At 71.0% G+C, this 24,858-nt stretch carries 22 protein-coding genes and 2 pseudogenes; 13 read left to right on the forward strand and 11 right to left on the reverse strand.

Annotation, left to right across the window (positions count from 1 at the left end; all coding sequences use genetic code 11):
* Positions 1–20: 20 nt before the first annotated feature.
* Positions 21–2,129 (forward strand): glycogen debranching protein GlgX, encoded by a 2,109-nt coding sequence (glgX, locus tag ACIRRY_RS23280; protein WP_403975810.1) that lies wholly within the window; start codon positions 21–23, stop codon positions 2,127–2,129.
* Positions 2,130–2,132: 3 nt separating this feature from the next.
* On the opposite strand, the gene ACIRRY_RS23285 is transcribed toward glgX, so the two are convergent.
* Positions 2,133–2,936, reverse strand: a complete 804-nt coding sequence (locus tag ACIRRY_RS23285; protein WP_403975812.1) for a VOC family protein — start codon at positions 2,934–2,936, stop codon at positions 2,133–2,135.
* Positions 2,937–3,079: 143 nt separating this feature from the next.
* On the opposite strand from ACIRRY_RS23285, the gene ACIRRY_RS23290 reads away from it, so the two are divergent.
* From ACIRRY_RS23290 to ACIRRY_RS23305, 4 genes are all read left to right on the forward strand, one after another.
* On the forward strand, positions 3,080–3,535 hold the full coding sequence (locus ACIRRY_RS23290; RefSeq protein WP_403975814.1) for a MarR family winged helix-turn-helix transcriptional regulator: 456 nt from the start codon (positions 3,080–3,082) through the stop codon (positions 3,533–3,535).
* The gene (locus tag ACIRRY_RS23295) at positions 3,532–4,416 is read left to right on the forward strand and encodes an ATP-binding cassette domain-containing protein (protein ID WP_403975816.1); all 885 of its coding nucleotides are present in this window, start codon (positions 3,532–3,534) and stop codon (positions 4,414–4,416) included. Before ACIRRY_RS23290 ends, ACIRRY_RS23295 begins: the two co-directional genes overlap by 4 nt.
* Entirely contained in the window at positions 4,376–5,236 is an 861-nt protein-coding gene (locus ACIRRY_RS23300; RefSeq protein ID WP_403975819.1) for an ABC transporter permease, read from the forward strand. Before ACIRRY_RS23295 ends, ACIRRY_RS23300 begins: the two co-directional genes overlap by 41 nt.
* 189 nt (positions 5,237–5,425) lie before the next feature.
* A complete protein-coding gene (locus tag ACIRRY_RS23305; protein ID WP_403975821.1) occupies positions 5,426–5,941 on the forward strand; it encodes a hypothetical protein in 516 nt (171 codons plus the stop codon).
* 25 nt (positions 5,942–5,966) lie between these two features.
* Here the strand turns inward: ACIRRY_RS23305 and hemC are convergent, their stop codons facing one another.
* From hemC to ACIRRY_RS23350, 9 genes are all read right to left on the reverse strand, one after another.
* On the reverse strand, positions 5,967–6,902 hold the full coding sequence (gene hemC / locus ACIRRY_RS23310; protein WP_403975823.1) for a hydroxymethylbilane synthase: 936 nt from the start codon (positions 6,900–6,902) through the stop codon (positions 5,967–5,969).
* Between the two features lie 72 nt (positions 6,903–6,974).
* Complete coding sequence (locus tag ACIRRY_RS23315) at positions 6,975–8,543, reverse strand: MGH1-like glycoside hydrolase domain-containing protein (RefSeq protein ID WP_403975826.1); 1,569 nt, start codon at positions 8,541–8,543, stop codon at positions 6,975–6,977.
* 77 nt (positions 8,544–8,620) lie between these two features.
* Positions 8,621–9,397 carry an NPP1 family protein gene (locus tag ACIRRY_RS23320; protein WP_403975828.1) on the reverse strand — a complete coding sequence of 259 codons (777 nt, stop codon included), beginning with the start codon at positions 9,395–9,397 and terminating at the stop codon, positions 8,621–8,623.
* A 153-nt stretch (positions 9,398–9,550) separates the two neighbouring features.
* Complete coding sequence (locus ACIRRY_RS23325) at positions 9,551–10,522, reverse strand: ATP-dependent DNA ligase (protein ID WP_403976387.1); 972 nt, start codon at positions 10,520–10,522, stop codon at positions 9,551–9,553.
* Between the two features lie 182 nt (positions 10,523–10,704).
* The gene (locus ACIRRY_RS23330; RefSeq protein WP_403975831.1) at positions 10,705–11,394 is read right to left on the reverse strand and encodes a response regulator; all 690 of its coding nucleotides are present in this window, start codon (positions 11,392–11,394) and stop codon (positions 10,705–10,707) included.
* The gene (locus tag ACIRRY_RS23335) at positions 11,391–12,860 is read right to left on the reverse strand and encodes a histidine kinase (protein ID WP_403975833.1); all 1,470 of its coding nucleotides are present in this window, start codon (positions 12,858–12,860) and stop codon (positions 11,391–11,393) included. The genes ACIRRY_RS23330 and ACIRRY_RS23335 overlap by 4 nt, the downstream gene beginning before the upstream one ends.
* Positions 12,861–13,115: 255 nt before the next feature.
* Positions 13,116–13,760, reverse strand: coding sequence for a response regulator (locus ACIRRY_RS23340; protein WP_403975836.1), 645 nt, complete (start codon positions 13,758–13,760; stop codon positions 13,116–13,118).
* 22 nt (positions 13,761–13,782) lie between these two features.
* Entirely contained in the window at positions 13,783–14,946 is a 1,164-nt protein-coding gene (locus ACIRRY_RS23345) for a histidine kinase (RefSeq protein ID WP_403975839.1), read from the reverse strand.
* Between the two features lie 574 nt (positions 14,947–15,520).
* The gene (locus ACIRRY_RS23350; RefSeq protein WP_403975842.1) at positions 15,521–16,285 is read right to left on the reverse strand and encodes an SDR family NAD(P)-dependent oxidoreductase; all 765 of its coding nucleotides are present in this window, start codon (positions 16,283–16,285) and stop codon (positions 15,521–15,523) included.
* Positions 16,286–16,639: 354 nt separating this feature from the next.
* Between ACIRRY_RS23350 and ACIRRY_RS23355 the strand changes: the two genes are divergently transcribed.
* The 4 genes and pseudogenes from ACIRRY_RS23355 to ACIRRY_RS23370 form a co-directional block, all read left to right on the forward strand.
* Complete coding sequence (locus ACIRRY_RS23355) at positions 16,640–17,362, forward strand: response regulator transcription factor (RefSeq protein ID WP_403975845.1); 723 nt, start codon at positions 16,640–16,642, stop codon at positions 17,360–17,362.
* A gap of 358 nt (positions 17,363–17,720) precedes the next feature.
* Positions 17,721–18,324: pseudogene (locus tag ACIRRY_RS23360) on the forward strand (cytochrome P450).
* 40 nt (positions 18,325–18,364) lie between these two features.
* Positions 18,365–18,562 (forward strand): ferredoxin, encoded by a 198-nt coding sequence (locus tag ACIRRY_RS23365; RefSeq protein WP_403975848.1) that lies wholly within the window; start codon positions 18,365–18,367, stop codon positions 18,560–18,562.
* Positions 18,559–19,451, forward strand: a pseudogene (locus ACIRRY_RS23370) (NAD(P)/FAD-dependent oxidoreductase); the annotation flags it as partial. The gene ACIRRY_RS23365 and the pseudogene ACIRRY_RS23370, both read left to right, overlap by 4 nt.
* Positions 19,452–19,454: 3 nt before the next feature.
* On the opposite strand, the gene ACIRRY_RS23375 reads toward ACIRRY_RS23370, so the two are convergent.
* Entirely contained in the window at positions 19,455–20,351 is an 897-nt protein-coding gene (locus ACIRRY_RS23375; protein WP_403975851.1) for an EamA family transporter, read from the reverse strand.
* A gap of 68 nt (positions 20,352–20,419) precedes the next feature.
* On the opposite strand from ACIRRY_RS23375, the gene ACIRRY_RS23380 reads away from it, so the two are divergent.
* From ACIRRY_RS23380 to ACIRRY_RS23395, 4 genes are all read left to right on the forward strand, one after another.
* Positions 20,420–21,274: a LysR family transcriptional regulator gene (locus ACIRRY_RS23380; protein ID WP_403975853.1), complete on the forward strand. Its 855-nt coding sequence runs from the start codon at positions 20,420–20,422 to the stop codon at positions 21,272–21,274.
* 63 nt (positions 21,275–21,337) lie between these two features.
* Positions 21,338–23,206 (forward strand): tannase/feruloyl esterase family alpha/beta hydrolase, encoded by a 1,869-nt coding sequence (locus ACIRRY_RS23385; protein WP_403975856.1) that lies wholly within the window; start codon positions 21,338–21,340, stop codon positions 23,204–23,206.
* 188 nt (positions 23,207–23,394) lie between these two features.
* A complete protein-coding gene (locus ACIRRY_RS23390; RefSeq protein WP_403975858.1) occupies positions 23,395–24,045 on the forward strand; it encodes a GntR family transcriptional regulator in 651 nt (216 codons plus the stop codon).
* A 61-nt stretch (positions 24,046–24,106) separates the two neighbouring features.
* Positions 24,107–24,856, forward strand: coding sequence for a PIG-L deacetylase family protein (locus ACIRRY_RS23395; protein ID WP_403975860.1), 750 nt, complete (start codon positions 24,107–24,109; stop codon positions 24,854–24,856).
* The last annotated feature ends 2 nt before the right edge of the window (positions 24,857–24,858 follow it).

Below are 24,858 nucleotides of genomic sequence, written 5' to 3' on the forward strand. Positions count from 1 at the left end.
CGAGCCCGCGCAGGAGAGGGGTGTCCGTGTGGAGCGGGCACCCCCATCCATTGGGTGCCTCCTACGACGGGAAGGGCACCAACTTCGCCCTGTTCAGTGAGGTCGCCGAACGCGTCGACCTCGTCCTCGTCGAGGACGACGGCAGCCACCGGAGCGTTCGGCTGACCGAAGCCGACGGCTTCGTGTGGCACTGCTATCTGCCGGGAATCGGACCGGGTCAGCGCTACGGCTACCGGGTGCACGGGCCGTGGGCTCCGGCCCTCGGCCACCGCTGCAACCCGGCGAAGCTGCTCCTCGACCCGTACGCCGGGGCGGTGGACGGACAGATCGACAACGACCCCTCGCTGTACGAGCGTTCGGCCGGACCCGCCCCCGGCGACAGCGCCGGACACGGCATGCTCGGCGTGGTCGTCGACCCGGCCTTCGACTGGGGCGACGACCGCCCGCCCCGGCGCTCGTACGCCGACACGGTGATCTACGAGGCCCATGTGAAGGGCCTGACCCGCACCCACCCGGACGTGCCCGAGGAACTCCGCGGGACGTACGCGGGACTCGCGCATCCGGCGGTCGTCGACCATCTCGCCCAACTCGGCGTGACGGCGGTCGAGTTGATGCCGGTGCACCAGTTCGTGCAGGACGGGGTGCTCCAGGACCGCGGACTGTCCAACTACTGGGGCTACAACACCATCGGCTTCTTCGCGCCCCACAACACCTATGCCGCGCACCGTGAACGCGGGGGCCAGGTCACCGAGTTCAAGTCCATGGTCAAGGCGCTGCACGCCGCCGGGCTCGAAGTGATCCTCGACGTCGTCTACAACCACACCGCCGAAGGCAACGAGAAGGGCCCCACCCTGTCCTTCCGGGGCATCGACAACGCCTCCTACTACCGTCTGGTGGACGGTGACTGGGGCCACTACTACGACACGACGGGCACCGGGAACAGCCTGCTGATGCGGCACCCCTACGTCCTTCAGCTCATCATGGACTCGCTGCGCTACTGGGTCACCGAGATGCACGTCGACGGCTTCCGTTTCGACCTCGCGGCCACCCTGGCCCGGCAGTTCCACGAGGTGGACCGGCTGTCGGCGTTCTTCGACCTGATCCAGCAGGACCCGGTGATCAGCCGCGTCAAGCTCATCGCCGAGCCGTGGGACCTGGGCGAGGGCGGCTACCAGGTGGGCAACTTCCCGCCGCTGTGGTCGGAGTGGAACGGCAAGTACCGGGACGCCGTACGGGACTTCTGGCGGGGCGGCGAGCACACGCTCGGCGAGTTCGCGTCCCGGCTCACCGGCTCCTCCGACCTGTACCAGCACAGCCGGCGACGGCCGCGCGCCAGCGTCAACTTCGTCACCGCGCACGACGGGTTCACCCTGCGCGACCTGGTCTCGTACAACGACAAGCACAACGAGCCCAACGGGGAAGGGAACCGGGACGGCGAGAGCACCAACCGGTCCTGGAACTGCGGAGCCGAGGGCGAGACCGACAACCCCGCCGTGCTGGAGCTGCGCGCCCGTCAGCAGCGCAACTTCCTTGCCACGCTGCTCCTTTCGCAGGGCATCCCGATGCTCGGCCACGGCGACGAACTGGGCCGCACCCAGCGCGGCAACAACAACGCCTACTGCCAGGACAACGAACTCGCCTGGATCGACTGGGAGTTGACCGAGGAGCAGCGCGAACTCGCCGCCTTCACGCGGTACGTCATCGGGCTGCGCGCCGCACATCCCGTACTGCGCCGCCGCCGGTTCTTCCGCGGCGAGACCGCCGTGCACGCGGGACAGCCGTTGCCCGACCTGGTGTGGCTGCTGCCCGACGCCCGCGAGATGGCCGATCGGGACTGGCAGCGCTCCGACGCGCACTGTGTGGGTGTGTTCCTCAACGGCGACGCCATCGCCGAGCGCGACCCGCACGGCGGGCCCGTCGTCGACGACTCCTTCCTGCTCCTGCTGAACAGCTACTGGGAGCCCGTCGACTTCCGCCTCCCCGACGCCACCTACGGCGAGCGCTGGACGACCCTGATCGACACGGCCGAACCCCAGGGCACCCCGGACGAGACGGAACACAAGCCCGGCACGGAGCTGGTGGTCGAGGCCCGCAGCCTGGTGCTGCTGTCGCGCCCCGCCCGGCGCTGAGGGTCAGGGAGCGCCACGCGAGGTCACCGTGAACCGGGCGCCGTCCGGGTCGCGCAGCACGGCCTCGTGGGCGTTCTCCCGCAGGATGCTCCCGCCGTACGCCTCCGTGACCCGGGCGCACGACCTGATGTCCGAGACCGCGAAGTGGACCTGCCAGTGCGGCCGGACGGTCGGGTCCGGGGCCGCCTCCAGCGCGCCCGACTCGATCCGCGCCACGACGTTGCCGCCACTGCGCAGGACCACCTCGCCGCCCTCGTACCGGACCTCGCAGCTCGCCGGGTCCGCCGAGGCCCAGTCGAGGACCTCGCCGTAGAAGATCGCCGCGTCGAAGGCGTCGCGGGTGTGCAGGCGGACGAAGGCCGGGGCCGAGCGGCGCCAGGTCTCCCAGCCGCCCATGAGATCGCCCTCCCAGATGCCGAAGGTCGCGCCGTCCCGGTCGGCGAGCAGAGCCGCGCGGCCGGGCGGGAAGGAGAGCGGTCCCACGGCGACCGTGGCACCGCGCTCACGGACCCGGGCCGCCGTCACATCCGCGTCGGGCACCGCGAAGTACGGCGTCCAGGCCACCGCGACCTGCCACATGGACGCCACCGCGGCCAGGCCGGCCACCGGATTGTCGTTCGCCGTGGCGATCCGGAAGCGGTCGCCCAGGCTGGCGGAACGCCACTTCCAGCCGAACACGGCCTCGTAGAACGCCTCGGTGGTCTCCACATCACGGCTCGTGAGACTCACCCAGCAGGGGGCGCCGAACACCGTACGGGTGGAGACGGAGTCCGGTTCTCCGAAGGGCGGTTTCCTGTCGTGGTTCATGGCAGTCGCGTTTCCGATCTCCTGGACCGGCGGCCACCGGTCCCCACCAGTGTCCAACCGGAACCGGTCCGACGGCCTGCCGAGCGGGTGTCTTGACCATCCTTTTGGGTTAGTTACCTCTGCTAAAGAGGTAATCTCCAGGGGTGGAGACGGAGAAGTTCCCGGAAGAGCTGGCCGACGCGCTCGTCGGGGTCCAGCGGCTGATCCGCAGGCGACTGCGCAGCGAGATGACCCTGCCGCGACTGCGCGGCGCCGAGGTGGAACTGCTGCGCCTGGTCGAGGTCCGGCCGGGCATCGGCATCTCGGACGCGGCCAAGGAGCTGTTCCTCGCGAGCAACTCGGTGTCGACGCTCGTCAACCAGCTCGCCCGGGACGGCTTCCTGATCCGCGAGACGGACCCCGCCGACCGGCGCGCCGCCCGCCTGCAGCTCACCGAGGCGGCCAAGACCCGCCTCCGCGACTGGCACGCACGGCGCGCGGCCCTCGTACGAGGACAGGTGGACCGTCTCGACCAGGCGGACCGGGACGCGCTGCGCGCGGCGATCCCGGCCCTGCACCGACTGGCCGTCAATCTGCACGAGGAGGCCGAGGACTCATGACGCAGGACACCGCCACCGAGACTGACACTGCCACCGTCACCGAGCGGTCCGCAGCCGTCAGCTGCACCCGGCTCGCCTACTCCTTCGGCGAGACCACCGCGGTGGACGGGCTCGACCTGTCCGTGGGGGAGGGCGAGGTCTTCGGACTGCTCGGCCCCAACGGAGCCGGGAAGACCACGGCCATCCGCTGTATCACCACCCTCCTGCCGGTCCCGGCGGGCATGGTCCACGTCTTCGGCCACGACACGGCCAAGGAACAGATGTCGGTGCGCCGCATGCTCGGCTACGTCCCGCAGCAACTGTCCGCGGACAGCGGGCTCACCGGCCGTGAGAACGTCGCTCTCTTCGCCCGCGTCTTCGACGTACCGCGCAGAGAACGAGCCGCACGCGTCGCCCAGGCGCTGCGGGCCGTCGACCTCACCGACGCCGCCGACCGGCTGGCCAACACCTACTCCGGCGGCATGGTCCGCCGCCTCGAACTCGCGCAGGCCCTGGTCAGCGCGCCCCGCCTGCTCATCCTCGACGAACCCACCATCGGCCTCGACCCGATCGCCCGCACCAGCGTGTGGGAGCACATCAACGCCGTGCGCGAGGCCACCGGCATGACCGTGCTGGTCACCACCCACTACATGGACGAGGCCGACCAGTACTGCGACCGCGTCGGCCTGATGCACCGCGGCCGCATCCGCGCCCTGGGCACCCCGGACCAGCTCCGCGAGGGCCTCGGCGAACGCCGCCGCGCCGACGGAGCGCCCGCCACCGATCCGCTGCCCACCCTTGAGGACGTCTTCCGGGACGTGGCCGGCAGCGGTCTCGACGACAAGTCAGGAGGTTTCCGCGATGTCCGAAGCACCCGCCGCACCGCGAACCGCGTCGGCTGACCCCGTCCCCGAGTACGACCTGCACCTGCTGCTCACCCCGCCCGAACCCCGGGCCGGCTGGCGCCTGTTGCCCGCCCGCGTCATCGCGATGTGCGCGGTCGAACTCCAGAAACTCCGCCACGACCGCACCGAGTTGTACACCCGAGCCGTCCAACCGGCCCTCTGGCTCCTGATCTTCGGCCAGACCTTCACCCGCATCAAGGCGATCCCCACCGGCGGCATCCCCTACATCGACTACCTCGCCCCGGGCATCATCGCCCAGTCCGCGATGTTCATCGCCATCTTCTACGGCATCCAGATCATCTGGGAACGCGACGCCGGCATCCTCAACAAACTCCTCGTCACCCCCACCCCGCGCTCGGCACTGATCACCGGCAAGGCCTTCGCGGCCGGGGTGAAGTCGCTGATCCAGGCCGTCGTGGTGATCGTCATCGCCGCGATCCTCGGAGTCGCGCTGACCTGGAACCCGCTGAAGCTGATCGGCGTCGGGGCGATCGTGATCCTCGGCTCGGCCTTCTTCTCCTGTCTGTCGATGACCATCGCCGGCATCGTGCTCAGCAGGGACCGCCTGATGGGTTTCGGACAGGCGATCACCATGCCGCTGTTCTTCGGCTCCAACGCCCTCTACCCCGTGGCGATCATGCCCGGCTGGCTGCAGGCGGTGAGCAAGGCGAACCCGCTGAGCTACGAAGTGGACGCCCTGCGCGGGCTGCTGCTCGGCACCCCGTCGCATGTGGGCACCGACTTCGCCGTCCTGCTGCTGGCCGCCGCACTGGGCATCGCGGCCGCTTCCTCCCTGCTCGGACGCCTCGCCCGCTGATCTTGCCGGGGACGTGATGTGCGGCACGCCCCCGGCCGGGATTCGACGGCCGGAAAGCGGATTCTCGCTGCGCACGGCTTGATCAGTGATCAAGCGGGCGAAAACGCTGGCCACAGCGCATTCTGCTCATTTGACAGTGCGCTGAGCACACAGATAGGAAGCAGCTCTCTGAGGTCGAGAGGGTGCATTGTGTACGAGCCGAACGTGGTCGGGGACTGGCATGAGTACGACGAACACGCCGGTCTGCGTGTCCGCGTCCACAGCCTGGCCGCCGCCGAGCCGCCACGCGGGCGCGACGACGCCGCCGAAGGGCTGACCTACTTCACTCTCCGTGTCACCGTCGAGAACCGCGGCGCGCGGCACTACGGCATCCACCTGGAGGACGGCCAGATCGACGTCAGGCTCGGCCCGGACGGCGAGAGCGCCTTCATCGACTGGCGCAGCTCACAGTTCATCGAGGGCTTCGACGTCCATCCGCTGCGCCGCGCCACCGCTGTCGTGTACGCGGCCGGCGCGGAGGCCGCCCTGAAGCAGGTGGACGTACAGGTCCAGCTGCGGGTGGAGGAGGAGTGGACGCAGCGGCGCCTGTGGGCGGGCGGCATCGGTCTGTGCGAGGAGGCCGTCGCGGCCGGTGCCGGACGGGACGGCCTGGCGCACCAGGTCAGCAACTTCCTCCGGGACCAGGCGGAACCCGGCACCCCCTGAGACCCGCGGGTCCGCGACCCTCCGGTCAGTGCGGGATGCCGTCGATGATCTCCCGGGCACCCTGCCGCAGCAGCGCCACCGCCACCGATGTGCCGAGCGTCGCCGGGTCCAGCCGCCCCGCCCACTCGTGGGCGTTGAGCCGGGTCTTGCCGTCCGGGGTGAACACACAGGCGCGCAGCGACAGTTCACCGCTCCGGTCCACCTGCGCGTACCCGGAGATCGGGCTGTTGCAGTGCCCCTGGAGGACGTGCAGGAACATGCGCTCCGCGGTCGCCTCACGATGCGTCTCCGGGTGACCGAGCCCGCTGACCGTGTCGATGACGTCGGTGTCGCCCTCGCGGCACTGCAGGGCGAGGATGCCCGCGCCGATCGGCGGCATCATCACCTCAGGGGACAGCACCTCGCTGATCACGTCGCGGCGGTCGATGCGCTCCAGCCCGGACATCGCGACCAGCAGCGCGTCGGCCTCACCCGCCGCGAGCTTCTCCAGCCGCCGGTTGACGTTGCCGCGGAACGGCACACACTGCAACTCCGGGTGCGTGGCGGCGAGTTGGGCCACTCGCCGGATCGACGAGGTACCGATCCGGGTACCGGCCGGCAGCTCGTCCAGGGTCAGCCCACCGGGGTGGACCAGGGCGTCACGGATGTCGTCCCGCTTCAGGAACGCGGCGAACGTCGTACCGGCGGGCAGCGGCCGGTCGGCGGGCACGTCCTTCACGCAGTGCACCGCGAGATCCGCCACGCCGGCGAGCAGCGCGGCGTCCACCTCCTTGGTGAACGCCCCCTTGCCCTCGACCAGGGCCAGATCGCCCATCCACTTGTCACCGGTCGTCTTGACCGGCACGACCTCGGTGCGCACCTGCGGATGAAGGACGGCCAACTCGGCGCGAACACGCTCCACTTGGGCCAGCGCCATGGGTGAGTCACGGGAGACGATTCGGATCAGTTCGGGCACGGACATGCGGACACGATAGACCGTCCGGCACCCCGCCGTGGACCGGACCCCGACACCGGCCGACGGTGACGTACGGGTTCACGCCGAGTCGGTGAGCTCCAGGTGCAGGGTGTGACGACCGCTCCCGCCTGCGGCTACGACCGGTTCCCCCGGCCGCCCGTCGACCGTGCACGACCGCACCCGGCTCCCGCCGCCGCTCAGCGTCACGTCGAGCGTCATGCCCCGGTACGGCAGCCCGCGCAGACTCACCGGCCCCCAGGCCGACGGCAGGCACGGGCGCAGCCGTAGCGAGTCGTCCGTGAACGTCAGGCCGAACAGGCCGTCGTGGATCAGGCGCAGATACGCCGTCGCCGACCACGTCTGGTCGGGCTGCGACACGAAGTGGTTCGCGTGCCCGCTCGCGCCGCCCTGCCAGCCGCCGTCGACCGCGCCGGTCACGGAGTTGTACAGCTCGTGGAACCCGCCGCTCGCGGTCACCAGGCCGGCGAGGGTGTCCACGGCCAGGGCGAACGGCTCGGTGCGGCCCGCACCGGCGGCGGCCTGGCCGTACAGCCCGTGGACCATCGGCCAGACCATCACGTTGTGCCGTCCCGGACGCCGGTCGTCGAAGCGCGGGAAGTGCGGCCAGACGTTGACGATGCCGTACGGCTGCCAGTGCGTGGAGTCGAGGAGCCGCCCGGCGCGGCGGGCGTCGGCGACACCGAGGAGGACGGCGAGGGCCAGTCCCGCGCCCTCCTGGGAGGTGTCGAGCTGTCCGGCGCGGGGGCCTTCGCCGTGCACGAGATAGCCGTAGGTGCCGGCGTCCGCGCGCCACAGGTGCTGGTCGATCGCCGTGCGCAGGCGCTCCGCGTCCGAGCGGTACGAGGCGGCCTGTACGGGGTGGCCGAGGGCCTCGGACATCGCGGCGAGGGCCAACTGGGCGCCGTAGTAGAGGGAGTTGGTCGACAGGCACATCAGCTTGTCGGCGTGCGGGTGGTCCAGGACGAAGGACGAGTGGACGGACGTCGAGGCGGGCGGGCTCGGGTAGCCGGAGATGCCGTCGTTCATGAAGCCCGGGCCCTCGAAGAGGCCGAACGACGGGTTGAAGTGCTGGGCGCGGCGGGCCGCGAGGGTGCGTGCGGACGTGTCGTGGGCCCGGGAGAGGAAGTCGCGGTCGCCGGTGACCAGGTAGTGGTGGTGCGCGGCCAGGACCCACACGATCTGGTCCCACCACTGGTTGTCCTGCTGGACGACGAACCCGTCCCGTACGCGGTCGACCACGGACCACAGGGTGTTGCGGGCGACCTCCGGCGCCAGCAGGCTGACCCCGCTCCACGCGTTGACGGCCGCGTCCCGGGTCCAGCGCTGCGGCGCGGGATAGCCGCCGCCCGCCCGGACGACCGTGCCGGGCGGGTAGGCGAGCAGACCCGCCTTGTCGTACACCGAGCGGTCGGCCCCGATGGTGTTGGCGCCGGACACGGACCGGAGCGCGGACGAGTACAGGTCACCGAGCCGGTGATGGACGGCCTGGTCGTCGAAGGCGAGGGTGGGCATGGTGTAACCGTTCCCGGGAGCCGGGCCCTGCGCACCCGCGGGGACGGCCGTCGCCCCGGCGATGCCCAGGGCGATCAGGAGAGCTCGCCGCGAGACCCTGCGTTCAGCTGCCACGTTCCGTCCTCTCGGGCTCCCGGGGTCGAGATGATCCCGGGAGCCCTGAGAACGATGCTGCCCTGTGGACGGTACCGTCAGGCGGCGGGGTCGAACGAGATTCCGGAAGGCTTCGCCGAGGTGAGGTGGGCCACGAAGTTGGCGTCCTTGAGTCCGAAGTTCGCGCTGCCGAAGTCGTAGGCGCTCAACTTGTCGCGCAGGCCCGCCGGGTAGCCGTTCCAGCCGACGAGAGGCGGGTACTGCCAGGTGTGCTTGTCGTTCTCCGGCGGCTCGTCGTTCGTGTTCGCGAGCCGGAAGTCGTGCGTGCCGATGCCGTCCTTGTGGTAGACGATCTTGGCGTGGGTGCCGTCGAAACGGACATCGGACGCCGCGTGCACGGTGAACGAGCCGTGGTTGGACGTCGACACGTACTGGAGCGTGCCGTTCTGCACCCACACCACGACGTGTTCCCAGTCGTTGCGGTGCCCGCCGATGCTGGAGTTGGCGAGGGCCTGGTCCTTCTCGAAGTAGAGGCCGTACATGTAGGCGCACCAGCCGTTGTTGCACTTGTAGCGCGAGTAGCTGTTGGTGTTGTCGAGGTCCGAGGCGTCGTGGCAGTCGCCGCTGAGCGAACCCGTCGGCTTGAGACCGCCGTTGATGGTCCCGTCGGGGCCGATCGCGGGCGTCGGGTAGCAGCCGTCCGTGTCGTAGTCGAAGGCGGGCAGATACGTCTGCTCGGCCGCCTCGGCGTTCGCGGGCAGTGCGGTGGGCGGGGCGGCGAACGCGGCGGAAGGGAAGGCGATGACGAGCACGGCGGCACCGCCGAGACCGGCGAGCCACCTTCTGCGGCGGGTTCGGGACTTCTGGGACGACACTGCGTCCTCCTCTTGGGCGCAGCCCGACAGCTGTGAATGGCGGGGGCTGGGGGTGGAAAGGGCTTTCAGAGTCCCTACTTTTCATGTACGCGCCAAGGGGGTGAGGTGTCACGATGGTGACACGGTGCCCAATACTTGATCTTCGCAAGTTCCTCAGTGGTCCGGTACGTCCTCCTGTGGGTCCTTCGGTACGTCCGCCGCCGAGTCCTCCGGCGCGAGATCCGGCCGCAGTCGCAGCCAGGACGGCTGGCGCAGCATCCCGGCTCTGGTACGGGTGCTGTAGCGGACCTCGCCGACCAGCCGGGGCACCACCCAGCGCGCGCCGGCCACCGGCGGTACCGGATCGAAGGGGCACGTGTCGGTCCCGGCCGCCCCCAACAGCACGGCGAGTTCGGCCCGTTCGGCCTCGCTCCAGCCCGTGCCCACGTTGCCGACGTACCGCAGCCGGCCGCCCGCGCGCTGCCCCACCAGTACCGCGCCGGGCAGGCCCGTCAGACGCCCCTTGCCGGGCACCCAGCCGCCGACCACCACGTCCTCGCCGCGCAGATTGCGGATCTTGATCCAGGCACGGGAGCGGACCCCGGGTTCGTACACCGAGTCCAGCCGCTTGCAGACCAGGCCCTCCAGCCCGTGGGTGCGAGTGGCTCGCAGCGCTTCGGCGCCATGTCCGGTGAGCGCGGCGGGAGTTGACCAGTACGGGCCGTCGAGACCGAGCCGCTCCAACTCCGCGCGGCGATCGGCGTAAGGAAGCGCGAGAAGCGGCCGGTCGAGGTGAGGAAGGTCGAACAGCACCAGATGCACTGGTGTGTTCGCCGCCCGGTGCGCCACCAGTGCGGGCGACGCGGCCAGGCCCATCCGGTTCTGCAGCAACTGGAAGTCGGCGCGGCCCTGTTCGTCCAGGGCCAGCACCTCACCGTCCAGGATCGTCGGCGAGGCGCGCGACTCGCCGCCCAGGGCGTGCAGTTCGGGATACGCACCCGTGATGTCCGTACCGGAGCGGGCCCGCAGGAGGACGCTTCCGTCGCCGGGGAGATACACCAGGACGCGCTGGCCGTCCTGCTTGGTCTCGTAGGCCCAGCGGGTGTCCTGTTCGGCGGGCGGGAGGGTGCCCGGGGTGGCGAGCATGGGGGAGATGCGGGGCAGGGTCACGGCAGAGGTGTCGACGGGCGGCCGGGGTGACACGCGTCCGCGGGGGAGGGTTCGCCCGAACGGGGACCCGGAGTGGGGGTACGGGTGGCTGCCGGTTCATGGGTGGCTGTCCCCGACTGCCGCGAGAACGCCGCCAGTTGTAGCGCGCGTTCGGCGGATCAGAACTCGGGGCCCGGCAGTGGCGGTGCCTGCACCAGGCCCGTCTGATACGCCATCACGACGAGTTGGGCGCGGTCGCGGGCGTCGAGCTTCGTCATGGCGCGGTGCACATGCGTGCGTACGGTCAGCGGGCTGACGTACAGCTTCTCGGCGATCTCGTCGTTGGAACGGCCCTCGGCGGCCATCGCCATGATCTCGCGCTCGCGGGCGGTGAGGGCGCCGAGCCGGTCGGGCGCCGCCAGCGGGGCGCCCCGCGCGGGAGTGGCCAGGAAGCGGGTGATCAGGGTGCGGGTGGCGAGCGGGGAGAGGAGCGACTCACCGGACGCGACCGTGCGGATGCCGGACAGCAGGGCCTCGGCGGTGACGTCCTTGCCGAGGAAGCCGCTCGCGCCCGCCCGCAGGGCCTGTGCCACGTACTCGTCGACCTCGAAGGTGGTGAGGATGAGGACACGGGTGTCGGACAGCGCCGGGTCCGCGCAGATGGCGGCCGTGGCGGCCAGGCCGTCCGTGCCGGGCATCCGGATGTCCATCAGGACGAGATCGGGGCGGTGTTCACCGGCCAGCAGGATCGCCTCGGCGCCGTCGGCCGCCTCGGCGACCACCTCCATGCCCTCGCAGGTGTCGATCAGGATCCGGAAGGTGGCGCGCAGAAGGGCCTGGTCGTCGGCGAGCAGTACGCGGATCGTCATGGGGTTCTTTCTTCCGGTTCCAAGGCGCTGGGATACAGCGGCAGTTCGGTGGTGACTTCGAAGCCGCCGTCGGCACGGTGCCCGGCGTGCAGGGCACCGCCGACGGAGCGGGCGCGCTCGCGCATGCCGATCAGTCCGAAGCCGTGACTTTGACCTGGGCCTGGTGCGGTGGCCGGTACCGCGTCCACCCCGTCGTCCCCGTCGGCAGGGTGCCGGGCCCGGAGGGTGCCGCCGACGGAGCGGGCGCGCTCGCGAAGGCCGATGAGTCCGGGGCCGTGGCTTGAGGCCGGTGCGGTGGCCGGTATCGCGTCCACCCGGTTGTCGCCGTCGGCAGCGCGCCCGGCCCGGAAGATGCCGCCGACGGAGCGGGCGCGCCCGCGCATCCCGAACGGACCGGAACCCTGGCCAGGGGCGGGCGCGGCGGCCGTCACCGGCCTCGCCCCTTCGTCGGACACCGTGACGGTCAGCCGGTCGTAGGAGTAGCGCAGCCGCACATGCGCGGACCGGGTCGTGGCGTGCTTGCCGACATTGGTGAGGGCCTCCTGCACGATGCGGTACGCCGTCAGGTCCACCCCGGGGGACAGCGGGCGCGGCTCACCCTCCGTCGCCACGGTGACCGTGAGCCCGGCGGACGCGAACGTGCCGGTCAGTTCGGCGAGTTGGGCCAGACCGGGGCTCGGGGCCAGAGGTGCGCCGGGGTCGTCGGGCCGGCGCAGCAGACCGACCGTGCCCTTCATCTCGCGCAGCGCGGAGGACGTCGTACCGGCGAGTTCCGTCAGGATCCGCTGCACATGGTCGGGGTGCGTGCGCGCGAGGTGGGCCGCCGTACCGGCCTGGGCGTGGGCCAGTGCCAGATGGTGGGCGACGACATCGTGCAACTCCCGGGCGATGTACATCCGTTGCTCGGCCACCCGGTGCCGCGCCGCCTCCTCCCGCCCGCGCTCGGCGTACTCGGCCCGCGCCCGCACCGCCTCCAGATAGGCGTCCCGCAACCGGACCGCGTTCCCGGCGACGACCGGCAACAGCAGCCAGGCAGCAGGGCCGACGGTCTTGAACGGCCAAGGGTGATGCACCGCGTCCACCACCGTCGCCGCGGTCACCACCAGCACGACCGACGCGAGGAAATAACGGCGTGCCGTCCTGCGATGGGTGAGAACGGCCAGCCGGTACAGCGCCAGCATCAACGGCCCCAGCAGCAACGGCGTGAGCAGATGGCCCAGCGCGGCAGCGCCGGCGGCGGACGTCGCCGTGACCGCGACGACCGTACGGGGACGGCTCCGCTGCCAGAACAGGGCCGCGCACGAGACCGCGGCGAGCGCGATCGTGGGGCCGACCTCGGTCGGCCGGGGACCGCTCGGTACGCCCAGTTCGCTGCCGAAGAGGAACAGGGCGAACAGCAGGACGGCCGACATGATGTCGACGGTGCGGAGGCGCTCGTCCGCGTAACGCTGCCAGCTGTCGTTCATGGGTGTCTCCGCCGGGGCTCCTGGGACCGAGGCCGACCGCGGTCGGCGGAAGGCGGCCACGGGACGGAGCACGCCACATCCTCTGCTTCTACTGCTGCTTGGGGGACAGACCCAGACTCCCGCACGGGCCACCGTCCCGTCGTCGTACGGCTGCCGACAATCGCGGATACTGAGAACGCGGATCACCGCTACTGAGAACGCCGTACGTGCCACCGGTCGTGTCATCCCCGGGGACGACACGACCGGCGGCACGTGTCACACGTTCTGCAGATACGCCAGCACGGCCAGCACCCGCCGGTGCCCGCTGTCGCTCGGCGGCAGGCTCAGCTTCAGGAACACGTTGCCGATGTGCTTGCTGACCGCGCGTTCCGTGACGACCAGGGTCTTGGCGATCGTCGTGTTGTCATGGCCCTCCGCCATCAGCTTCAGCACCTCGCCCTCACGCGGGGTCAGCGAGTCCAGCGGTGAATTGCGGCGCCGGGTCAGCAGCTCGGTCACCACCTCGGGGTCGAGCGCCGTACCGCCGGCCGCCACCCGGTCCAGCGCGTCGAGGAACTCGTCCACGCGGCCGATCCGGTCCTTGAGGAGATAGCCGACCCCGCTCGCGCCGACGCCCAACAGCTCGGCGGCGTACGACTCCTCGACGTACTGCGACAGCACCAGCACCGGCAGCCCCGGGATCTTCTCCCGTGCCTCCAGCGCGGCCCGCAGCCCCTCGTCGCGGAAACCGGGCGGCATCCGCACATCGAGCACGGCCACGTCCGGCCGGTGTTCGAGCAGTGCGGGCAGCACCTCGGGCCCGCTGCCGGCGACGGCCACCACCTCGTGCCCGGCGGACGTCAACAGCAGGACCAGGCCCTCCCTGAGAAGGGCGTTGTCCTCAGCGATCACGACCCTCACGACAGTCCCGCCTCCATTACGCTCACCAGACGCACGGCAGCTCCACTTCGATCACGGTAGGTCCCCCCACGGGGCTGGTCACAGTCACACCGCCGTCGAGCGCGGCCACCCGGCGCCGCATACCGAGCAGCCCCGATCCGCCCGCCTCGTCGGCTCCGCCCCGGCCCTCGTCGCGCACCCGGACACGCAGTCCGGTGCGGACACGGGCGAGATGGACGTCGGCGCGGTCGGCGCCGCTGTACTTGGCCGCGTTGGTCAGCGACTCGGCGATCACGAAGTACGCGGCCGCCTCCACCGCCGCCGGGGCGCGCGGCCCGTCGTGCCCGTCGGTCAGCCTGTCCACGGTCACGGTGACGGAGAGCGCGCTGCTGGCGGCCAGCGCGCGCACCGCGCCGACCAGGCCGCGGTCGGTGAGGATCGGCGGATGGATCGCGCGCACCACGTGCCGCAGATCCGTCAGCGCCTCCTCGGCCAGCGTCTGCGCGTCGTCGAGCATCTTGCGCGCCGCCTCCGGGTCCTGGTCGTAGGCCCGCTTGGCGAGCCCGACACGCATAGACAGCGAGACCAGCCTGGCCTGGGTGCCGTCGTGCAGGTCGCGTTCGATCCGGCGCAGTTCGGCCTCGTGCGCGGCGATCGCGCCCGCCCGGGTCTGCACCAACTCCTCGACTCTTACGGCCAGTCGGGCCTTCGGCGAAGGCTTCAGCAGGGCGGTCGACCAGTCGGCGTCCAGGTCCGCGAGCCGGCTGATCAACGGCAGGACGACGGCCTCGCGGCGCAGCAGCCCGCACCACACCCCGTCGACGACCAGACCCAGCGGCCACAACGGCAGCATCAGTACGGGCAGTACGGCGCCGTAGGCGTAGTAGGCGACCAACCAGCGGAAGTCGGTCAGCGTGCCCGGATCACGCACCGCCGTGCGCACCCGCTCCCGCATCGTTCCGGTGAGCGGCTGGTACGCCTCGGGGATCTTCACGCCCGTCCAGGCGCCCGCCTGCTGCCGCTTGGCCCCGGCGATCCGCCGTATCAGCAGCACGGTCTCGGGCAGCATGAACGCGCCGACCACCGTGGCCGTGAGGATCGCGGTGATCAGGAGCACGGTGACGAAGATGAAGCACCCGAAGGTCATCGCGACGGTGAGGACCAGGTGCAGTGTCGCCCGGGCCGCCTGCCGCAGGGTAGATCGCATGGAGATCAGGTTAGGCGTACGGGTACGGACCCGGGGGAGCGGACGGCCCGACACGGGTGCGGCGCGCTCCACCGCGGGTTCTGGAGATCGCTCCCTCGTGTCGTCGGGCGAAGGACGGAATTGTTGAGACAGCACGTCAGCCGAGATCCAACTCTGCTCGATCCGGAGGGAACCACACAGGAACCCGGGTCAGGGCGGACAGCACGACAGCGCGGACCGAAGTGGTCGGCGGTACACGGGAGTCGGCCCAGAGTCCCAGCGGGAGCTCGGCGAGGAACACCGCCGAAGCCCGCCCCGGTCGCCCGCCGTCCGGAAGGCCGCCCCCTCGAACTCCCCGGCCAACCCGCCCTGTTGTGCGACACGGGCTCCGCCGGACGGCCCTGAAAGGCATGGCCCGGCAGGAACTCCCGGTCGCCCGCCGTCCAGAGGGCCGCCCCCTCGAACTCCCCGGCCAGCCCGCCCTGTTGCCCGCCACGGACGATGTCGAGGGCCCCTGAAGGGCATGGGCCCGACGGGAACTCCAGATGGTCCAACGATATGACCCGGCCGGGGCGGCAGCCCCGAGTGCCGCCCGTCATACGGCGCACCAGCCGTCGTCCACGGGCAGCACGACCCCGTTGATGTGCCGGGCCGCGTCGGAGGCCAGGAAGACGAGCGCTGCCGCCTGCTCCTCCGGGAAGGCGATCCGGTCGGAGAGTCCGAGGCCGGGGCCGATCACCCCGGGGCCGTGTGACCGCGCGTCGACGTCGTAGGTGATGCCGGTCGCGGTGGCCCCCGGGGCGATGGCGTTGGCGCGGATTCCCCGGCTCCGGTACATCACGGCGAGGGACTTCACCAGGCCCACGATCCCGTGCTTGGCGGCGGTGCAGGCGGCGCCCGCCGCGCTGCCGCGCAGTCCGGCCTCGGCTGCGGTGAAGACGATCGCGCCGCGCCCGGCGGCGAGCATGTGCGGCAGCGCGGCCCGGGTCAGCAGGAAGGGCGCCGTCAGATTGATCCGGAGGACCCGCTCCCACTCGGCGTCGTCGGTGTCCGCGAGGGCCGACATCCGGTCCATGATCCCGGCGTTGTTCACCAGGACGTCCAGTCCGCCGAACGCGCCGACGGCGGTGGCGACCACCTCGTCCACCACCGCCTGTTCGCTCAGGTCGCCGATGACGCGGACGGCGGTGCCGCCGTCGTGCTCGATCTCCTTGACCGTCCCCTCGGCGCCCGCCGGATCGAGGTCCGCCACCACGACCTCGGCACCCGCCAGCGCGAACTGCAGCGCGGCGGCCCGCCCGATCCCGGACCCCGCCCCGGTGACGACGACGCTGCGCCCTTCAAGACCACTGCCGCGCATGGCGTTCTCCTCGTCTCTCATGACCACTGCCGCGCATGCCGTACTCCTTGGTCCGCTGTACGTCGGGCACGGGGAGGAGGGGGTGTCCTCGGACCCGGCGCCGATCTGGGGGAGTGGCCGGCGACCGGGTCCGGGACAGCGCCGACCCCCGTCCCCACGGGTTCGGCGCGGGGGCCGCCTTCCGCTCAAGGCGGCCCCGGCTCTGGTGAGCGAGGGCTCAGTTGTGCTCCTGCTGTTGCCAGTCCGCCCTTTCGGCGGGCTTGCTTGAGTTAGGCAAGCATATGTGACTTACTTGAGTCAAGCAAGGGAATGAATATTGCTTGAGTCAGGCAAGCAGGACGGTAGGCTGATCCCATGTCCACGTACGGCAGCATCAGTGAGACACCCTCTCTCGCCCGCGGCGGCGGGCAACACCTGCTCGTCGCCGTGGACGAGCCGTACAACGCCGAACTCCTTTCCACGACGCTGGAGTTGGCGGGCTACCGCATCCGAACGGCCGGCAACGGCAACGAGGTGGTGTCACGGCTCGCGGAGCAGCGGTTCGAACTGGTCGTCATCGACGCCGAGTTGCCCGAAATGGACGCCCTCGCGGAAGGTCGCCCGCTCGTCACGCACCGCCCGCCCGTCCTCCTGCTCACCGGCTGGGACGCCCTCGACAAGCTGCTGCCCGAACTGGGCGCGGGGGAGCGCGACTACGTCACCAAGCCCTTCCGGATCGCCGAAGTGCTCGCCCGGATCCAGGTGTTACTGCGTGGCAGGGGCGGCGGCCGGGACGGCGCGCTGCACTACGCCGACCTGGTCCTGGACGACACCACCTGTCAGGCGCGGCGCGGCCGGCGCGTCCTCGATCTCACGCCCGCCGAGTACCGGCTGCTGCGCCACCTTCTCGTCAACGCGCACAAGGTGCTCTCCAAGGAGCAGATCAGCCGCTACGTCTGGGACGACTTCCGCGGCGACAACGCGATGGAGCAACTCGTCTCCCGCCTCCGGCGCAAGGTGGACCAGGAAGGCGCGGCGCTCATCCATACGCGCCGGGGCTTCGGCTACTGGCTCGGGCGGGCGACCGGCGAGAGATGAACGCCCTGCCGGGGGAGTTGCACAGCATTCGCGGAGCAAATATGGACACCTCGTGAAGTGGGGTGCCGGGCGGTGTCGCGGTGACGTTACGCCGCCCTTTTCTCGTTGCGTCCGCGAGTGGGCACCGTAACGCCTGGGCCCGTCAACTCGCAGGTAATGCATCTGGGTTGACCCTCTCTGACATCTCTGTCCTGTTCGCGGCAACAGTGTCGATGTGTGATCCGGGGCACGTCAGGTGATGGTCAGGGAACTGACCGGAAGGTGTCAGCCCGCTCTGTTTGCGTGTGTTCATCGAGGCCTCGTTCCCAGTACCCCGGCGCCCCGCCCCACGTGGAGCCCCCCACCACCGAGGAGAGACATGGCCGGCACCCTGACCGACCCCGCGCCCGACACGGCCGCGACGGTCCCCGCCTGCCCGATGCGGCGGGACACGCGCTGCCCCCTCGCCCCGCCGCCGGTCGTGCACGGGCTGCGCGACGGGAAACCGATCAGCAGGGTCCGCATCGGGAACGGCGCCACGCCCTGGCTCATCACCCGCCACGCCGACCAGCGCGCCCTGCTCACCGACCCCCGCGTCAGCGACGACGACCTGGAGAGCGGCTTCCCCTACGTCAACGCGCACCGCGCCGAGATCGCCCCGCACCCCCCGCGGCTGATCACCAACACCGACGTGCGCGAGCACACCCGGCTGCTCCGGACGGTCAACGCGCCCTTCCTCGTCAGAGGGCTTCCCCGAGGCCGACCGCCTCGACATCACCCGCTCCGCCCGCCGGCACCAGGCCTTCGGCTACGGCCCCCACCAGTGCCTCGGCCAGAACCTCGCCCGCCTCGAACTCCAGGTCGTCTACGGCACCCTCCACCGCCGCGTCCCGACCCTCCGACTGGCCGCCCCCATCGAGCAGTCGGCCTTCGACCGCACCGGCACGACACACGGCGTGGCCTGTCTGCCCGTCGCCTGGTGACCACCCCTCGTCAACGAACAAGAGAGCAGAGGAAACAGCCATGAAGGTCGAACTCGACGAACCGAAATGCGTGGCCTCAGGGCAGTGCGTGGTCGCCGCCCCCGACGTCTTCGACCAGCGGGACGACGACGGCGTGGCGGTCCTCCTGGAGGAGCACCCCGGCGCCGAACTCGTCGACGACGTACGGGAAGCCGTGGCGGTCTGCCCGGCCGCGGCGATCCGACTGGTGGAGCGGTGAGGCGGATCGTCGTCGTCGGAGCCTCGGCCGCCGGACTCGCGGCGGCCGAGACACTCCGCCGCGAGGGCTACACCGGCACGCTCACCCTCGTGGGCGACGAACCGCCCCCGCCCTACGACCGGCCGCCGCTGTCCAAGCAGGTCCTCGCCGCCGAGTGGGAACCGGACAAGGCAGCCCTGCGCACCCCGGCCGACCTGGCCGGGCACGACCTCGACCTCCGTCTCGGTGTCGCCGCGACCGCGCTCGACCTGGCCGCGCAGGAGGTGTGGCTGTCGGACGGCGCGCAGGTGTCGTACGACGGGCTGATCATCGCCACCGGGGTGCGCCCCCGGCGGCTGCCCGGCGAGGGCGCGCATGTCCTGCGCACGCTCGACGACGCGCTCACGCTGCGCGAACGGCTCGGTCCCGGGCGGCGGTTGGTGGTGGTCGGCGCCGGTTTCCTCGGCGCGGAGGCCGCGGCCGTGGCCCGGCGCCTGGGGGCCCGAGTGACCTTGCTGGAACCGGCTCTGGTGCCCTGGCGCATGCCGTCGGCGCGCAGGTCGGGCAGGTGCTGGCGCAGGCGCACGTGGACCACGGCGTGAACCTGCGCACCGGCGTCTCCGTCACCGAGGTGACCGACGAGGGCGTACGGCTCGGGGACGGCGAGGAGATCGAGGCCGACGAGGTGCTCGTCGCGATCGGCTCGTCGCCGAACACCGAGTGGCTCGCCGACAGCGGACTGCCGGTGGGCGACGGCGTGGTGTGCGACGAGTACTGCGAGGCCGCCCGCAACGTCTACGCGGCCGGTGACGTCGCCCGCTGGTACAACCCGCTGTTCGGTACCTCGATGCGGATCGAGCACCGCACCAACGCGGCCGAACAGGGCATGGCCGCCGCCCGCAACCTCCTCCGGTCAGTCCCGCGCGGTGAGAATGCTCAGCGCGTTCGCGGCGACGACGGCTCCGATGCCCGCCCACTCCGCCCAGCCGAGCCGCTGCCCGAGGCCGATCCACCCGACCACGGCGGCGAGCACCGGGTTGACACTCATGAACAGCCCGAAGGCCGGAGCCGGCACCCGGCGCAGAGTGAACAGATCGACCAGGTACGGCACCGCCGACGAGAGCACCCCGGCCGCCACCGCACACCCGGCCGCCGTGATCGTCGGCGGCTGCCGGACCGCGACGACGATCCCGATCGGCAGGAACATCAGCGCGGACACCCCGGCCGCCGTCGCAGGACCCTGCGCCCCGGGGATCCGTCGGCCGACGGTCCGGTTGAGCAGGATGTACGACGCCCAGCACGCGGCGGCCAGCAGTCCGAGGCCCATGCCCAGGTAGTCCGCCGAGGGGCGCGGACGCATCAGCGTCACCACGCCCGCCACCGCGATCAGCGCCCAACAGGCGTCCACGCGGCGCCGGGTCGCGGCCAGCGCGATGGACAGCGGCCCCAGGAACTCCAGCGTCACCGCCAGACCGAGCCCGACCCGGTCGATGGCGGTGTACAGCGACAGATTCATCGTCCCGAACACCACGGCCAGCAGCAGCACCGGCCACCACTGCCGCCATACGAACTCCCGCAACCGGGGCCTGCCCACCGCGAACAGCACGACGGCGGCGACGTACTGGCGCACCGCGACGACCCCCACCGGCCCGATGACCGGGAAGGCGAGGGAACCGATCGCCGCGCCGACCTGGTTGGACAGCCCGCTGCCCGCCATGGTGGCGACCCCGGCGAGGCCCACCCTCGACGGCAGCGGGGCGGCTTGTGGCGTGACAGGGACGGGAGTTGTCGTAGCGGAGGCTCCAGGCATACCCCGATCGTGCGCCCCGCCGGCACTTGCGCAAAATGCAACAGCGGGACGATCTATACGCTGGAGTCATGGATCTGGAACTACGGCAGTTGCGGTGTCTCGTCTCGATCGTCGACGAGGGCACCTTCACGGACGCCGCCCTCGCGCTCGGCGTCTCCCAGGCCGCCGTCTCCCGTACCCTCGCCTCGCTCGAACGAGCCCTGGGTGTGCGGCTGTTGAGGCGCACCTCCCGATCGGTGACCCCGACGAGCACCGGGCTGCGGGTCGTCGCCCACGCCCGCCGTGTCCTCGCCGATGTCGACGAGCTGGTCCGGGACGCCACCTCGGGCCACGCCCATCTGCGGATCGGCTACGCCTGGTCGGCGCTCGGCCGCCACACGCTCCCCTTCCAGCGCCGCTGGGGCAAGGCGCACCCGGAGACCGATCTGCATCTGGTCCGCGTCAACTCGGCCACCGCGGGGCTGGAGGAAGGCGCCTGCGACCTGGCCGTGGTCCGCAGACCGCTGGACGACCGGCGGTTCGAGTCGGCCATCGTCGGGCTGGAGCGCCGGCTGTGCGCCATGGCCTCGGACGACCCGCTGGCCCGGCGCCGTTCGGTGCGGCTGGCCGATCTCGCCGGGCGCACCCTGCTCGTCGACCGCCGCACCGGCACCACGACCGCCGACCTGTGGCCGCCCGACTCCCGCCCCGCCACCGAGGACACCCACGACGTGGACGACTGGCTCACCGTGATCGCCACCGGCCGCAGCATGGGCATGACGGCCGAGTCGACCGCCAACCAGTACCCGCGGCCCGGAGTCGTCTACCGTCCGGTGCGCGACGGCGAGCCCATCGCCGTACGGCTCGCCTGGTGGAAGGACGACCCGCACCCCGCCACCCAGGCCGTGCTGGAACTGCTCACCGCGCTCTACCGCGAGGCCTGAACCGGGTCACCCTGACGGCCCACGCCGGTGGCCTCCATCAGGGGCCCGCTCGACGCTGAGGCCATGAGCCCTGGTCATGCCCGCTCGTCGAAGCGGACGAGGATCGTCCTCCTGGTGGCCGTCGTCGTCGCGGCCCTCGTCACGGGCCTCGCGCTGCTGCCCGACACGTTCTCGGCGGACGCCGACGCGAGAGTCACGAAGGTCACCGCCGTCGGTGACGTGGGCGGGAACCTGCCGGTCACCAAGCCGACGATCGCCTGCGCCGACCTGCTCCAGAAGGACTTCGGCACCCTCGACGACGCGGCGACCTCCGTCGCCTCCGCGACCGTCGTGGCCAAGGGTGACGCGAGCGCGTACGAGTACTGCGACGTGAAGGGCACCGTCGCCCCGCAGATCCAGTTCGAGCTGCGGCTGCCGACGCAGACATACCGGCAGCGCTATCTCCAGGAAGGCTGCGGCGGCTACTGCGGCATGGTCGGCGTCAGCGCTCAGCCCGCCGCCTCCACCGGCTGCGTCCCCGTCACCGACGGCTCCTTCGCCCTCGGCCAGGACAACCAGGGCCATGTCTCCACCTCCGGCATGGGCGGCGGCTCCGCCGAGGTCTGGGCGACGAACCCGCAGCTCAAGGTGGACTTCGGCTACCGCTCCGAGCACGCCTTCGCCACCGCCGCCAAGGCGATCACCAAGGCCTTCTACGGCGCCGAGCCGACGTACTCCTACTACGACGGCTGCTCGGACGGCGGGCGCGAGACCTTGATGGAGGTGCAGCGCTACCCCGGCGACTTCAGTGCCGCCCTGGTCGGCGCCCCGGCCTTCAACCAGACCGCGCTCAACGCGATGCAGGAGGCCTACCTCGCGACCATCGACTTCCGCGCGGACGGCTCGACGATCCTGCCCGCCTCGAAGCTCCCCATGCTGCACAAGGCCGTCCTCGCGAAGTGCGCCGACCCCAAGCTGAACAACGACCTCATCCAGGACCCGGCGACCTGCGCATTCGACCCGACGAGCCTCAAGTGCGCCGACGGCAAGGACAGTTCGAGCTGTCTCACCGCCGATCAGATCGACGTCGTACGGAAGGCGTACGCGGGTGTGACCGCCCCGGACGGCACCCATCTCTACACCGGAGGCCAGCCCTACGGCTCGGAGACCGCCTGGGAGGGGCTGTTCATCCCCAAGGCCGGCCAGGGGCAGAGTTCGGTGCAGCTGTACGGGATCGGGCTCGGGTTCCTGCGCCGGGTCGGCAAGTGGGAGGCCGACCCGACGCTGAAGCTCGACGGGTCGCTGTTCACCGTCGACACCTTCAAGGCCTACCAGCGCGAGGTCTCCGGGATCTACGACGCCACCGACCCGGACCTCAGCAAGTTCCACGAGGCCGGTGGCAGGCTCATCCAGTGGCACGGGCTGACCGACCCCAACATCCCGCCCACCGGCACCCGGGCCTACCGTCAGGCCATGATCGACACGATGGGGCAGGACGAGGTCGACGACTTCTACCGTCTGTATCTGTTCCCGGGCGTCAATCACTGCGGCGGCGGTGACGGGCCCGACAGCTTCGACCTGCTGAGCAAGCTGATCGACTGGCGGGAGACCGGGAAGGTGCCAGGCGCGGTCATCGCGTCCAAGACCAGCGGCGGCAGCCAGCCCGGGGGACCGGCGGGCGGTCAGCTCGGCGGTGGCACGGCGAAGGCTTCCGCCGCCGCGAGCAGCAGCGCGCCCACCGTCGCGTACACGCGGCCCGTCTACCCGTACCCCCAACTGGTCGCCTACGACGGCTCGGGCGACAAGGACGACGCGGCCAACTACCGCGCCCACACGCCCGACAAGCTGCCCGACGACCACTACAAGTGGGCCGGCTCCTTCGTCTCCGGCTACCAGGAGTGGTGCGGGACGAAGGACGGCAGGTCGATGAGCTGCAGCCGTCACGCGCCGTAGAAGAAGGCGGTTCTCCAGCCGGAGAAGAGCACGCTTCACTGCCCGCCCATGGCCGGTCCATGGGCGGGCAGTGGCGTGTCTGGGGTAGACAGGGGCCCAAGCAGGGCTGCAATACGGCGGACAAAATTGTTGACAATCTTGTTTGGCTAGATTTAGGTTCGACAGGCACTCACTCAGGGAGGGCAACGATGCCGAAAGAAGCCCGTCCGAGCACCGGGGAGCAGGCCAAGCAACATGCGCTCGCGCAGTTGCGGCAGGCGATCCTGCAAGGCGACATGGCACCGGCACAGCGGTTGGTGGAGAACGAGCTGGCCGAGCAGTTCGATGTGACGCGGGCCAGCATCCGGGCGGCGCTGATCGATCTGGCGGCCGAAGGACTGGTCGAGCGGATCCGCAACCGGGGTTCCCGGGTGCGGGTGGTGACCGTGGAGGAAGCGGTCGCCATCACGGAGTGCCGCATGGTCCTGGAGGGACTCTGCGCGGCCAAGGCGGCCGTAGCGGCCGACGACGACCAGTTGACCGAACTGGCGGACCTGGGCCGGGCCATGACCAAGGCCGTGGCCGACGGTGAGCCGGTGACGTACTCCGAGCTGAACCACGAACTGCACGACAGGGTGAGGGAGTTCTCCGGCCAGCAGACGGCCGTGGCCCTGCTGGAGCGGCTCAATGCCCAACTGGTGCGGCACCGCTTCCAGTTGGCGCTGCGGCCGGGGCGTCCGCAGCAGTCCCTGAGCGAGCACCTGGCGATGATCGAGGCGATCACGGCCAGGGACCCACAGGCGGCCGAGGCGGCCGTCCGCGCCCATCTCACCAGTGTGATCGAGGCGTTGCGCGACTGACGCGCGGCGGATCGGCGCATTTGGGGCGGGCGCACACCTGTCCACCAAGGAGATTCGAGTCATGACGCACGGCAACGCGCCCGCCCCCCCACGATCGACGCTCGTCGTCACGGCGCACGCCGGGGACTTCGTCTGGCGGGCGGGCGGAGCCATCGCGCTGGCCGCCGCCCGCGGCGAGAAGGTCACCATCGCCTGTCTGACCTTCGGTGAGCGCGGCGAGTCCGCCAAGGCCTGGCGCGAGGGCAAGAAGCTGGACGAGATCAAGGCGATACGCCAGGACGAGGCCGAGCGCGCCGCGGCCACCCTCGGCGCCGAGGTCCGTTTCTTCGACGCCGGTGACTATCCCCTGGTCGCCACCGCCGAGTTGACCGACAGACTCGTCGAGGTCTACCGCGCCACCCAGCCCGACGTCGTGCTCACCCACCCCACCGAGGACCCGTACAACGGCGACCACCCGGCCGCCAACCGGATGGCGCTGGAGGCCCGCGTCCTGGCGCAGGCCATCGGCTATCCCGGCGAGGGCGAGATCATCGGCGCCCCGCCGGTCTTCTACTTCGAGCCGCACCAGCCCGAGATGAGCGGCTTCAAGCCCGAGGTCCTCCTCGACATCAGCGAGGTCTGGGACACCAAGCGCGCGGCGATGGAGTGCCTCGGCGCCCAGCAGCACCTGTGGGACTACTACACCGACCTGGCCGTACGCCGAGGCGTCCAGCTCAAGCGCAACGCCGGCCCGAACCTGGGCCTGGCCCACAAAACGATGGCCGAGGCGTACATGCGCCCGTACCCGCAGATCGCGAAGGAGCTGGCATAACC

Source organism: Streptomyces sp. NPDC101776 (genome assembly GCF_044766845.1).
GTDB lineage: Bacteria > Actinomycetota > Actinomycetes > Streptomycetales > Streptomycetaceae > Streptomyces.

Bases quoted from the DNA above. Each gene is read 5' to 3' on its own strand.
- ACIRRY_RS23285 (WP_403975812.1), bottom strand. From the start codon at position 2,936: ATGAACCACGACAGGAAACCGCCCTTCGGAGAACCGGACTCCGTCTCC.
- ACIRRY_RS23295 (WP_403975816.1), top strand. From the start codon at position 3,532: ATGACGCAGGACACCGCCACCGAGACTGACACTGCCACCGTCACCGAG.
- ACIRRY_RS23300 (WP_403975819.1), top strand. From the start codon at position 4,376: ATGTCCGAAGCACCCGCCGCACCGCGAACCGCGTCGGCTGACCCCGTC.
- hemC (WP_403975823.1), bottom strand. From the start codon at position 6,902: ATGTCCGTGCCCGAACTGATCCGAATCGTCTCCCGTGACTCACCCATG.
- ACIRRY_RS23325 (WP_403976387.1), bottom strand. From the start codon at position 10,522: ATGCTCGCCACCCCGGGCACCCTCCCGCCCGCCGAACAGGACACCCGC.
- ACIRRY_RS23330 (WP_403975831.1), bottom strand. From the start codon at position 11,394: ATGACGATCCGCGTACTGCTCGCCGACGACCAGGCCCTTCTGCGCGCC.
- ACIRRY_RS23335 (WP_403975833.1), bottom strand. From the start codon at position 12,860: ATGAACGACAGCTGGCAGCGTTACGCGGACGAGCGCCTCCGCACCGTC.
- ACIRRY_RS23345 (WP_403975839.1), bottom strand. From the start codon at position 14,946: ATGCGATCTACCCTGCGGCAGGCGGCCCGGGCGACACTGCACCTGGTC.
- ACIRRY_RS23350 (WP_403975842.1), bottom strand. From the start codon at position 16,285: ATGCGCGGCAGTGGTCTTGAAGGGCGCAGCGTCGTCGTCACCGGGGCG.
- ACIRRY_RS23355 (WP_403975845.1), top strand. From the start codon at position 16,640: ATGTCCACGTACGGCAGCATCAGTGAGACACCCTCTCTCGCCCGCGGC.
- ACIRRY_RS23365 (WP_403975848.1), top strand. From the start codon at position 18,365: ATGAAGGTCGAACTCGACGAACCGAAATGCGTGGCCTCAGGGCAGTGC.
- ACIRRY_RS23375 (WP_403975851.1), bottom strand. From the start codon at position 20,351: ATGCCTGGAGCCTCCGCTACGACAACTCCCGTCCCTGTCACGCCACAA.
- ACIRRY_RS23380 (WP_403975853.1), top strand. From the start codon at position 20,420: ATGGATCTGGAACTACGGCAGTTGCGGTGTCTCGTCTCGATCGTCGAC.
- ACIRRY_RS23385 (WP_403975856.1), top strand. From the start codon at position 21,338: ATGAGCCCTGGTCATGCCCGCTCGTCGAAGCGGACGAGGATCGTCCTC.
- ACIRRY_RS23390 (WP_403975858.1), top strand. From the start codon at position 23,395: ATGCCGAAAGAAGCCCGTCCGAGCACCGGGGAGCAGGCCAAGCAACAT.
- ACIRRY_RS23395 (WP_403975860.1), top strand. From the start codon at position 24,107: ATGACGCACGGCAACGCGCCCGCCCCCCCACGATCGACGCTCGTCGTC.